Origin of the sequence: Pantoea sp. JZ29, from assembly GCF_035190385.1 — a bacterium.
GTDB classification, from domain to species: domain Bacteria; phylum Pseudomonadota; class Gammaproteobacteria; order Enterobacterales; family Enterobacteriaceae; genus Pantoea; species Pantoea stewartii.
Map to the genome: position 1 here is coordinate 2,651,271 of NZ_CP045241.1, position 11,913 is coordinate 2,663,183.

Annotated in this window: 8 protein-coding genes; 6 read left to right on the top strand and 2 right to left on the bottom strand. The window is 54.4% G+C overall.

Going from position 1 to position 11,913, the window contains the following annotated elements:
* Positions 1–829 precede the first annotated feature (829 nt).
* Entirely contained in the window at positions 830–2,074 is a 1,245-nt protein-coding gene (locus GC090_RS12300; RefSeq protein ID WP_324019923.1) for a sensor domain-containing phosphodiesterase, read from the bottom strand.
* A 659-nt stretch (positions 2,075–2,733) separates the two neighbouring features.
* Here GC090_RS12300 and GC090_RS12305 point away from each other — a divergent pair.
* A complete protein-coding gene (locus GC090_RS12305; protein WP_324019924.1) occupies positions 2,734–4,308 on the top strand; it encodes a methyl-accepting chemotaxis protein in 1,575 nt (524 codons plus the stop codon).
* Between the two features lie 152 nt (positions 4,309–4,460).
* Here the strand turns inward: GC090_RS12305 and GC090_RS12310 are convergent, their stop codons facing one another.
* A complete protein-coding gene (locus tag GC090_RS12310) occupies positions 4,461–5,036 on the bottom strand; it encodes a histidine phosphatase family protein (RefSeq protein WP_324019925.1) in 576 nt (191 codons plus the stop codon).
* 391 nt (positions 5,037–5,427) lie between these two features.
* On the opposite strand from GC090_RS12310, the gene GC090_RS12315 reads away from it, so the two are divergent.
* The 5 genes from GC090_RS12315 to GC090_RS12335 all read left to right on the top strand — a co-directional run bounded on the left by GC090_RS12315 (position 5,428) and on the right by GC090_RS12335 (position 11,365).
* Positions 5,428–6,594: a methyl-accepting chemotaxis protein gene (locus tag GC090_RS12315; protein WP_324019926.1), complete on the top strand. Its 1,167-nt coding sequence runs from the start codon at positions 5,428–5,430 to the stop codon at positions 6,592–6,594.
* A 632-nt stretch (positions 6,595–7,226) separates the two neighbouring features.
* Positions 7,227–8,771, top strand: coding sequence for a methyl-accepting chemotaxis protein (locus GC090_RS12320; RefSeq protein WP_324019928.1), 1,545 nt, complete (start codon positions 7,227–7,229; stop codon positions 8,769–8,771).
* Positions 8,772–8,941: 170 nt separating this feature from the next.
* Complete coding sequence (locus GC090_RS12325) at positions 8,942–9,121, top strand: hypothetical protein (protein ID WP_324019929.1); 180 nt, start codon at positions 8,942–8,944, stop codon at positions 9,119–9,121.
* 374 nt (positions 9,122–9,495) lie between these two features.
* A complete protein-coding gene (locus GC090_RS12330; protein ID WP_324019930.1) occupies positions 9,496–11,040 on the top strand; it encodes a methyl-accepting chemotaxis protein in 1,545 nt (514 codons plus the stop codon).
* Between the two features lie 19 nt (positions 11,041–11,059).
* Complete coding sequence (locus GC090_RS12335) at positions 11,060–11,365, top strand: hypothetical protein (RefSeq protein WP_133745163.1); 306 nt, start codon at positions 11,060–11,062, stop codon at positions 11,363–11,365.
* Positions 11,366–11,913: the final 548 nt, after the last annotated feature.

Consider the following 11,913-nt stretch of genomic DNA (forward strand, 5'->3'; position numbering starts at 1 on the left):
TGCGTTCGCTGTGGAAAGAGGCCGTTCGCTTAAAATACGCGTGACTAAAAAGCGTGATTGCCTGCCCTGTTTTTAAAATAATTAGGGTTGCGCAATGTTTTCGGATATTTCCGACAAATTTAACTACGGCGGAATAATGACAGATTCCCTCTGGAATGACCTGCGATACATTTCTCCTTCGTGGTTAAGATTTGCCTTCATGTTCTTTTTAAATCAGTCTTAAAAGCGTAACTGAGATAAATAAAATTGCTGCTCATCGTGAAAATTAATTCAAATAAAAATAACTTAGACTTTTTTTACAATGACTTATCTGAGAAGGTGATTATGTGAACGGAAGTTACAAAGGAGAAAAGCGAAGCCGCCTGCTGATTTAATGCACAGCAATGCCGTAAACCTGAACAGATTAATTACAGACGGTATCCGAAAACATGAATTCCTTATGTCTGACAGAAAATCGTGTTTATTTTTCACAGGTTGCGCATTATGCCCGGCAGGGGATTATCACGGCCTGGCTTATATTACCTTTCTGCGTGTTAATTTATCATGGCAGTATTCGCGCTTGTGGCCCGTTCCCGCCGGGCTTTAATTACAGACTGCCGGATGCTTACTCTGTCAATACAGATTCAGGCAATACACTGATCCTGCCTGTGTGCTAACGGTTTTTTCCTTCGGTGCTGAGCCGGTCTGGCGGGTCAGACCGGTGTGCAGACATAAACGTGCACAACGCTATCAGGCAGAGAGATGACAGCAGGTAAGTGATCTCCGGCCTGCCCCATCCGATGAGGTGCCTGCGGGGGCGCAGGTTTTTACGATGCGGCAGCGTGCCCATTCAGCTGGGTTTTGAACGTCCCGGCAATATCTTACTTTCCGCGCCCTGCTGTTTAGCGGAAAAATCCTGTTCCACAGGGTGTTCTGTGCCCATCCGGCTACTGATGTCGATACCGAACACACAGAAGCCCAGCAAGTCTTTGGCTTCATCTTCCACCCGGGTAATGATAACCAGATCAATTCGACCGCCCGGCAGCGTCACTTCATAAGGCGGGTAAGGCAGCCCTTTTTCGCGGAAGTCCTGAAGCCATAACAGTTTATCCGCCTCCGAAGGGATGACTTCATAGATATAACGGTCGATGAGATCGTCCAGCTCCCAGCAGACGCGTTCGGCGAAGGTCTCACTGGCATCCACGATCCGGAGATCCGTGTTGAGGAAACAGATGGAGGTCCCGGGCGCAGCGTACATGGACGAGATCTGATGCGCACGCTGATCGAGAGACATGCGTTGTACCCTGCGATGAAATTTTTTGCCCGGTCGGGTGAGTAACAACGCATGCGTCTCATCTGCGGTCAGCGGCTTGCCGAATAAATAGCCCTGCGCATAGGTGCAGCCTATCTTACGCAGCATTTCCGCTTCTTCCTCTGTTTCAACCCCTTCGGCGATCACATCCATATCCAGGCTGCGTCCCAGGCCGACAACGCTGGAAACAATCTTGCGACTGTCCTTTTGGTGCAGCATTGAGCGAATGAAACTGCTGTCGATTTTGAGTGTGGTGGCAGGAAGCTGAATGAGCCAGGCCAGGCTTGAGAAGCCGGTGCCAAAGTCATCCATTGCAATCATGCAGCCCATCTCTGAAAGGTAATCAATCTGCGCACGCGCAGAATCCACATCATCTATCAGGGCCGTTTCGGTGATTTCTATCTTGAGCCTGGGCAAACTGAAGGCGTACTGATTTGCCACGTGCTTGATGATGTCAGGCAGATGACGGCCCTTCAGTTGGGAAGGCGAAACATTAACCGATAAAAACTGCTGTTCGGGCCAGGTGCCTGCGGTCAGAATGCCCTGAGTTAACAGGACGGCGGTCAGTTCATTCAGCAGGCCCTGACGTTCCATTTCGGGAATGAATTGATCGGGCGGGATAATAAGCCCGTCCGGTAAAACGCGGCGGGCCAGCATTTCAAAGCCGACTACCCGCTCATCCTCGAGCGACACAATCGGCTGAAAATAAGGCGTAAATTCACCGGCCTGAAGCCGTTTCTTAAAGCAGGTATGCAATGTCGCATTTTTTCTTTTCGTGTTCATTCAGGTGTCTGCAACCTGCCGCGTGTTTTCATCCGGCCGTTATGGGTGATCGATTAGTCGTTAAGTCCTCATAAAATGACGAGGTTTCATATCTGAAAAAGGCGCGCTGGCGGAATGTCTGCCGTCACCCTCTCTTTCAGTCAGTCATGAAAGGTTGAGCCGCCGTGAGACGGCCGCATCATATTGCTGCACGTCGGGAAACGCCGGACGTTTTGCCTTTCATTCTTCTGCCAGCACTTGCGCTGTGATCGTGTTATCGGCATTAAACAAGCGAACCGTAGTGATTTATGCTTTTCAGTTGCGAATCACCTCGCATGATCCCCGCTAAGCCCCTGCCCTGCCTTGCTGACAGGCAGCTGAAGAGCCGCAGCCAGGCGGCGCATTGACCGTGATGATCGGGCTGGGGCGAAATTTTTTCGTCCTGCGTGGCGTGTCACTGACAAACGCCCCGGGAAGACGAGGGACACCGTCACGGCAGACTGGCTTGTCCCCGCAGCAAAAACGCGGTGCTACCGCTACCTTGCTTCATCCTGAACAAGCCGGCACGCAGGTAGGTTTTGTAAAGACAGAGACTGACTATGTAAATTATTCCTTGTCTGGCCGGGCCTGCCGATAACCTTTTTGCAGCATTATCGGAAACAATTCTTATGGAGAACCTTATGTTCAGACCAGGAAAAATGTCACTCAACATGATGCTCAACGCGGCTTTCCTGACCGTCATCATGCTCGGCGTGTGTATTACCCTTTTTGCCGGTATCAAGCTCAGTACGGTCAGAGATCAGCAGAAGCTGACGGTGGCCCGACTGAATGATTTACGCACCTTACAGACCATTAAGGACAACGTTGCACAGCAAACTACGCTGCTTCTGGCGGCATCCTCGGGTGACAGGCACGCATCCATACAGGATATCGCTGCAAAATTTGCGGCATTACAACAAAACAGTGATGACACCACCGCCCACTTCCGCACGCTGATTAACGGAGCGCGTACCATTCCGGGTATTAATCTCAGCGAAGTGGATGAAGCCTCTGACTTTTTGAAAAAAATCGAAACGTCATCGCCGTCTTTCAAGGCCAGTGCGACGCGAGCCCTGCAACAGGACGGCAATGCCTTCCGTGAACATATCGACAACGCGCTACTGGCGGACCTGGCGAACTACCGCTCAGCCGTCAGCGATATGGTGGCTTATCAGGATCGTGTGACCGGCGGTACGGCAGTGAAGACCGAAACGGGGCTCGCAGGCGTGTTCCTGTCGCTGAGCGTACTCACCGTGGTGTTTATCGCTCTGGGCTTTGTCATGAGCTGGCTGATTACGCGCCGTATCAAGAAACAATTGGGCGCAGAACCCGCCCAGGCACAGGCGCTGGCCGCCGCCATTGCCGCCGGCGATCTGAGTACGCCGGTTAAACTTCGCCGCGATGATGCTTTCAGCCTGATGGCCTCACTGGCAGGCATGCAGGACAACCTGCGTGACCTGGTATCGCAGATTAAAGCCTCATCCGCTTCCGTCTCGCTGGCGGCCGATGAAATCTCACGAGGCAATACCGAGCTGTCTTCCCGAACCGAACAGCAGGCCGCCGCGTTACAGGAAACGGCCGCCAGTATGGAGGAGCTGACGACAACGGTGAAAAACAATGCCGCCAGTGCGCAGAAGACCGCCGAGTCTGCCCGTGAGACCGCATTGCTGGCACGTAAGGGGGAAACTGACGTGCAGAAAATGTCGGATACTATGCACACGATTTCGGCCAGTGCGCTTAAAGTTCGCGACATCATCGCCGTGATTGAAAGCATCGCCTTCCAGACTAATATTCTGGCGCTCAATGCCGCCGTAGAAGCCGCGCGCGCCGGTGAAGATGGCCGGGGTTTTGCGGTCGTTGCGGGGGAGGTCAGAACACTGGCGCAGCGCAGTGCGACGGCAGCCCGTGACATCAAGCAGCTCATTGAGCAGGCGGTTACGCAGGTGGAAAGCGGCGTGGGCGTCGCACAGGGAACGGGGGAAAGTATTCTGAAGATTGTCGGTATGGTCGGCTCACTGGCGTCCGCCATGGATGAGATTTCACTGGCATCGACTGAGCAGATGCAGGGTATTTCGCAGGTCAGCATCGCTGTCAGTCAGATGGATGGCGTCACGCAAAATAACGCGGCCCTGGTTGAGGAATCTTCCACCGCGTCTCACGGTCTGTCTGATCAGGCGCATGCGCTCCAGGCGATTGTGGAAACGTTCAGGGTCTGACCCCGACAGAGGCCAGATGCAGATGCTGGCCTCTTTCATGCTCAACGCGCCGCTCTCAGCTCTCCCCTTTCCCGTTTCTCAGCCATCAGGCATCGCTGTCTTTTAGCGGCTTCGTTACAGGCTTTCATGTCAAACCACCTGCGCATTCATTTCTACCGGTCAGGACAGTCAGATGAAACGCCATTCAGTCCCTCGGCATCCTGTTTAAAGGATTTAAAATGCTGATTGTCGTCAATTTTCACCACATAGACAGAATCGAAATCGGTTGCTGACCAGTCCGGCACCTGCCCGGCATCCCCACCCGTTTTTTCAACCAGCCTGCGCGCAGCGGTCACCAGATTTTTGTGTTCCCATGAGATAAACGTCAGAGGCACCGCTTTTTCTGCCAGCAGATCCGCGACCAGCTTATTGGGCTTGTCGGCGTGAAAACGCAGTATGACGGGTTGAGAAACCTGTACCGCCAGAGGAATAAGGGTTGAAAGCGGGCGCAGTGAACTGCCGGTTTTATCCTCTTTTGGTGCCGAGGCATAAAGCGCATCGGGATTGCCGTAGCGGCTGAGCAATACCCTCGGCAGTTTCAGGGCGCGATTCAGCCCTTTGCAGGTCAGTTGCCCGCTGGCGTTGTCGGGCTTTTCGCCATGACGGAAAAACACAAATGTATTGTCAGCCGAAGCCTTCAACGGGATAAGTGTTGCAAGACCAAACAACAGCGCGAAAACGTTTTTCATCCGGGTTTCCTGTTGGCGATGATGGCGGAGTGGATAACCTACTTCACGTGGGCCTGTAATAACCAGGGGTAAATGATGGGTAAGACGGCAAAAGCAAAAGACTGGCGAAATATCGCGGTTGATGTGGTCAGATTTATCGGCTGTATTGCGTCTGCCAGGCGCGAATATTTTTTGGCGGCGGTCTGTGATTATAAGGCCTGCCCCGTTTCCCTTCTCTGCGTTGTAAGAGACCGGCCCGCGAAAAAAAGCCTCATTCAGGCGTTAGCATACATGATCTGCAGACAAAGCTGCCCGGCTAAACAGTAGAAAATTTAATCATTTAGCTGACTTATGCATCCTGCAACATGGCCGATAACCTGTCTGTAATTAATTTTAATCACAGGGAGCAGTTATGTTAGGCAAATTATTCAGGAAATCCCCGCCCGCGCCAGAAGTCATTTTACCGCCACGTCAGGAAGTGCCCGTCGAAGAAGCGCCGCCATGCGGGACGTTATCCGATCGTCTGGACAGTTTTTTGACTCTGCTGCCAGAGTTCTTGTGGGTCTGTGAGGGGAAAGACATCACCGACAGCACTCCGCTCTGGATTTCATCTGCCACGCCGTTTAGTTTGCCGCAAGGGGGCAACAATATCCTGACTCTCTCGGCGCTTTGCTCGCTTGTTCATGATGAAGACAAAAGTCATTTCAGACAGCTTTTACGAACCGTTCAGCCATCTGCCGCTTCCGGTGTGACCCATAAATGCCGTTTTATGACGGCAGGCGGCAGCTACGAATGGTTTCAGGTAGCCGTTAAACGTGAGCGCGGCGCTGACGGCCATAACCAGAGGCTGACAGGTACGTTGCTGAACATCAGTGAGGACGTGGCGCACGAAAGCGAATATGACATTGTCATGACCCGCTTCAACCTGTCGCGTGAAATGCTGAATGACGGGCTCTGGGACCTGCAGATCATCAATGGTGACCCTTTACATCCGAATAACGTTTTCTGGTGGTCCCCACAGTTCAGAAAACTGCTTGGATTCGAAACCGTTGAAGAGTTTCCTGATGTGATTGACAGCTGGGCTTCCCGTCTCCATCCCGACGACAGTCAGCACACGCTGGATGCCTTTATCAAACACCTTAACGACCATTCGGGCGCAACAGGTTATGACGTTGAATACCGCGTTAAACTCAAAAACGGCAATTACCGGTGGTTCCGTGCACGTGGGCAGACCCGACGGGACAAAGAGGGTATACCTTTGCGGGCGGTCGGGGCGCTGATCGATATACAGACGCTGAAAGACCAGGAGGTTCAGGCTGAGCATGAACGCCAGCGAAGAGATGAGGCATCAGCCTCTGTCAGTGAGATCGCTGATTTAGTCTCTGAAAATGCCAATATTGCCGCTCAGATCAAACTCATCTCACTGAATGCCAGCATTGAGGCCGCCAGAGCCGGCGTGCAGGGACGAGGGTTTTCTGTTATTGCCAGCGAAATCCGCGAGCTGGCCGACAGAACCGCGGAGATAACCGAAAACATAAGCCGTCTGCAGATCCGGCTGGATGCCTCTTCGCGCCTTTAAAATCACCACTGCACCCTTCAGTTTCATCGCACACTTTCTGGTTGGCTTCCGGGGAGTGTGCCCACTACTCAACACAACATCCCATTTTGCCGGGCTCGGACTGAATTGCGCATCATACCCTTTACTGCCTCTACTACGGGTCCAAAACCGGGCCTGGTCATCGGTGAATATGTGTTAACGCGCGATGAGACAAAATATGGACTGGATTTTGCTTGTTTTATGGGCTGTATCAAAGGGCGTGCAGGCAGGAAGAGCGCTTACGCTTCACGGCGCTTCCGGTGTCCGGCCAGACAGCCTGTCAGACGCTGGCGGGGAGCAGGAGAGCGTTCAGCCTACAGTGCGCCAACATTTTCGACGCGCCAAATGTGGCACAGGCATTAACGTACAGAGAGGGTTCAGTCCCCGGAAAACGGACGCAGAAGGGTTAAAGAGCACAGCGTCAGGCGAAGGCGTGATCCGTTACAGCACGCCGCCCAGCGACGTTCGCTCAGTCCTGTGTCAGAGGGCTGCGGGTGGAAAGTGAAATATTAATTTAACAAAACAAGTGTGGAGCAAGCGGAGCGGTGTGCCGATAGTAAATTGTGGTTAGTAACTAAAAACACAACAAAATAAAAACTTAACAGAGAGAGCGCATGAAAATTTCCACCCGCCTTGCTGCCGGTTTCGGCCTTCTTATCCTCCTGTCTGCCCTATGTACTGGCACTGCGCTTCATGCCCTGATTAAAGCGCGTGAAAGCCTGGATGATGTTGTTCGTTACAAAATGAAAAAAAGCCAGCTTGCCACCCTCATGCTCAGTGAACTGAAAGACATGGCCATCTCGGTGAGGACACTCGGCCTGCTCAGCGCTCCTGAAGACATGAAACCTGCTGATGTACTCATGCAGAAGAGTAAAGCCGACTTTCTGACCAGCCTTGCAGAAATGCATCAGATCATGGAAGCAGACTCAACGCCAGCGGGTCAGGAAGCGCTGAAAAGACTGAACGACGCTCAGAACGCTTTTTTTACCGTTTTTGAAAATGCCAGACAGCTCGGACTCGCCAATCAGGACAAGGCCTTTATTGACTATCTTGCAAAAGAGGTCAATCCGGTTCAGGACAGGATGCTCAGCGCCCTTACTGACCTGGTAAAAATACAGAAGAAGGTCAGCGTCACATCCGGAGAACAAAACAGTGCCGCCATCGCACATGCCTCACTCATCCTGATGTTGCTCGCTGTCGCATCCGTGCTTGTTGCGGCAGGCACCGGTGTTTTCATTACCCGGCTGCTGATGCGTCAGCTGGGCGGTGAGCCCGCTCAGGCGCAGACGCTGGCTGCCAGCATCGCCGCAGGTGACCTGACCACCCCCGTCGCCCTTCGCCGCAACGACACAACCAGCCTGCTGGCCTCGCTGGACAGCATGCAGGCCAACCTGCGCGGCCTGGTGTCGCAGATCAAGGATGCCGCCGCCTCCGTGGCCCTGGCCGCCGACGAAATCGCCAAAGGTAATACAGAACTCTCTTCCCGCACCGAAGAACAGGCCGCCGCGCTGCAGGAAACCGCCGCCAGCATGGAGCAGCTGACCGCCACGGTGAAGAGCAATACTGCCGGTGCGCAGCAGACTGCGGAGTCTGCCCGCGAGACCGCGCGGACGGTCGACGCCGACAAGGCAAAGGTCACTGACATGACGGAGACGATGCATAACATTCAGGCAAGTGCGCTGAAGGTCCGGGATATTACGTCGGTGATTGAGAGCATTGCGTTCCAGACCAATATCCTGGCGCTGAACGCCGCCGTTGAAGCGGCGCGCGCCGGTGAGGAAGGTCGCGGCTTCGCCGTGGTGGCCGGTGAGGTCCGTACGCTGGCGCAGCGCAGCGCCACGGCAGCGAAGGACATCAAGGCCCTGATTGAACAGGCCGTGAGCCAGGTGGAAAGCGGCGTGGAGGTTGCCACTGGCACCGGGCAGAGCATCCTGAAAATCGTGGATATGGTCGGTGAACTGGCCGAATCCATGGACACGATTGCGCTGGCCTCGTCGGAGCAGATGCAGGGGATTTCGCAGGTCAGCGTGGCGGTGAGCCAGATGGACGGCGTGACGCAGAACAACGCGGCGCTGGTCGAGGAGTCATCGTCGGCATCCCGCTCCCTCTCTGAGCAGGCGCACGCCCTGCGCGGCATGGTGGAGGCGTTCCGTGTCTGACCATGATTTATCTTCCCCCTCGCCGCAGGATGAACAGTCCTGTGTGGCTGCCATCAGGGCGATGAAGGCTGATGTTGACGTCATATTAACGCAGCTCAGAAGCGGTCGTTACGCCAGTCCGGATACCTTCGTTAACAACTGGGGGGTACCTGATAGACAAAGTAAAAGAGATGAAACCCATGCTCAGCAAGCCCGGCGTCACGGAGATGCTGCTGCATACGGATGTCATGCTGATGGCGGACCTGCTGGCCATCACACATGCCGTGGAGATAATCGGGAACTTTATGGACTGTCTGGCTCGTCACGCCAGACAGTCGCCAAAAGACCCGGGTGACGTTGACTCAGTCTGAAAGACCTCTGTCACCCAGAGCGAGTTCACGGCGCTGCGTGGCATGATCGTTGCCAGAAAAAAGTACATCGTCTTTGCCTGGCCCGCCGTTGTTCATGCCGGTGGGCTTTTGTTGTCAGACGTGCGGGATGATTGACTCGTCACTTCATGGTTGCACGGCCTCATCGACAGCGTAGCACCACTGTAACTGTCAGCGCGAAAAGCCAGATTACCGGTCAGAAAGGGATCAGCCTCTCAAAATTTCAGATCTTTCTTATCTTTTTTGGCACAAAATAAGCACTAATGATCAAATAAATATAAAATGTTCACGATTTTACTTTACGTTTTGAAAAGACTAATACACACCAGCGCTACTCTACATAACGAGAAAAACCGATGAAAATATCAACCCGCCTTGCCGCAGGCTTCGGCCTGCTCATCGTTCTGTTTATTTTTTGCTCAGGAATTGGCGTTCATGCGCTCTATACCGCGCGCGATCGTATGGAGGACACCGTCAACATAAAGATGAAGAAATACCAGCTTGCCCAGGCGATGTTCACCAGTGTGCGGGACATGGGCGTGGCGGTCAGAAATATCGCCCTCCTCAGCACGCCTGACGCAATGAAACCTGAGCTGGCTCGCCTGCAAAAGCAAAAGGATCTGTTTATGGCCAACCAGCAGGCGCTGAGCGACATAATGCAGTCCGATTCTACGCCGGCTGGCCGGGAGGCGATGAAGCGTATTTCTGACACGAGCCCACCCACGTTTAAAATTCTTGATGAGGCCGCCCAGATGGCGGTCGCTAACCACGACAGAGAGACAGCTGCCTTCCTTATCAATAATGTCCGGCCTGTACAAAACAAGCTGCTCAGTGCTCTCAGCGACATGACGGATATACAGCAACACAACAGCCAGAGCGCCGTAAAAGAAAGCAGCGCCTCAGCCGCACGCTCTTCTCTTATGCTGATAGTGTTCGCTACAGCCTCTGTGCTCGTGGGGACAGGCGCCTGCCTGGTGATTATCCGGGTACTGATGCGTCAGCTCGGCGGTGAGCCCGCTCAGGCGCAGACGCTGGCTGCCAGCATCGCCGCAGGTGACCTGACCACCCCCGTCGCCCTTCGCCGCAACGACACAACCAGCCTGCTGGCCTCGCTGGACAGCATGCAGGCCAACCTGCGCGGCCTGGTATCGCAGATCAAGGATGCCGCCGCCTCCGTGGCCCTGGCCGCCGACGAAATTGCTCAGGGGAACACCGAACTGTCATCCCGCACCGAAGAACAGGCCGCCGCGCTGCAGGAAACCGCCGCCAGCATGGAGCAGCTGACCGCCACAGTGAAGAGCAATACTGCCGGTGCGCAGCAGACTGCGGAGTCCGCCCGCGAAACCGCGCGCACGGTCGACGCCGACAAGGCAAAGGTCACTGACATGACGGAGACGATGCATAACATTCAGGCAAGTGCGCTGAAGGTCCGGGATATTACATCGGTGATTGAGAGCATCGCGTTCCAGACCAATATCCTGGCGCTGAACGCCGCCGTTGAAGCGGCGCGCGCCGGGGAGGAAGGTCGCGGCTTCGCCGTGGTGGCCGGTGAGGTCCGTACGCTGGCGCAGCGCAGCGCCACGGCAGCGAAGGACATCAAGGCCCTGATTGAACAGGCCGTGAGCCAGGTGGAAAGCGGCGTGGAGGTTGCCACTGGCACCGGGCAGAGCATCCTGAAAATCGTGGATATGGTCGGTGAACTGGCTGAATCCATGGACACGATTGCGCTGGCCTCGTCGGAGCAGATGCAGGGGATTTCGCAGGTCAGCGTGGCGGTGAGCCAGATGGACGGCGTGACGCAGAACAACGCGGCGCTGGTCGAGGAGTCATCGTCGGCATCCCGCTCCCTCTCTGAGCAGGCGCATGCCCTGCGCAGCATGGTGGAGGCATTCCGTGTCTGAAAAGGATGACATCGAGTACATGACTCTCGTCCTGAGACTAAAAGCAGATGTTGATGTACTTTTTACGCAACTGAAAAGTGGTGACTACAGCAGCCCGGATACCTTTGCCAACAATCTCCATCATCTGCTGCGAATGGTTAAGGACATTGAGCCCTTTCTGGCACAGTCCGGTCTTATTGATCGCCTGGCGCGTACTGATTTGCTGCTCACGGCAGATCTGCTGGGTATCGTCAGTTCAGTCGCCATACTGGGAAACTTTATTCACTGTCTTTCCCGTCAGGCCGCAAAAGAAACAACGGAGAAGCCGAAACCTGACGCGGGCTGAAATATGCCTGTCATGAAGTGCGAGTTAACTCTGATGTGATGATGTGGTTGTTGTCAGAAAGATACTTATCGCCTTCGGGCTGGCCCGTCGCGTTTATGCCGACGGGCTTTTTTTTACAGGCATAATGTCTGCCAGACAGCCCCCGCACCTGACTTCCCCTGCCCTTTCCTGCCTCCGGCCTGTCCGATCCTGTAGTGTGTTTCTTCACGGTCAGAAGACGCCCTGGACCGGACTGAATAAACAGACATTACCGGCTCACCGGGCGGACTATTCTTATCATTTGCGTTAGTCGCCATTTCCGGACCGGCAGCATTCGCTGACAGTCGGGTACACCGAAGCCTGCCGTGGCTGACGATGACACGGCATTGTCTCTGCTTGCGCCAGGCGCCTGCCCCCGCTGTACAGCACCAGCATGTGAATCCCTCCCTGTGGGCGCATTACGCTTCCAGATTTGACTACATCAAGACTCCGTGCGGCATCGTCATCAATAGCGGTATGAGCACCTTGACTCCCGTGCTGGCCGGGCATTTTTCAAACATAAAGCGCGC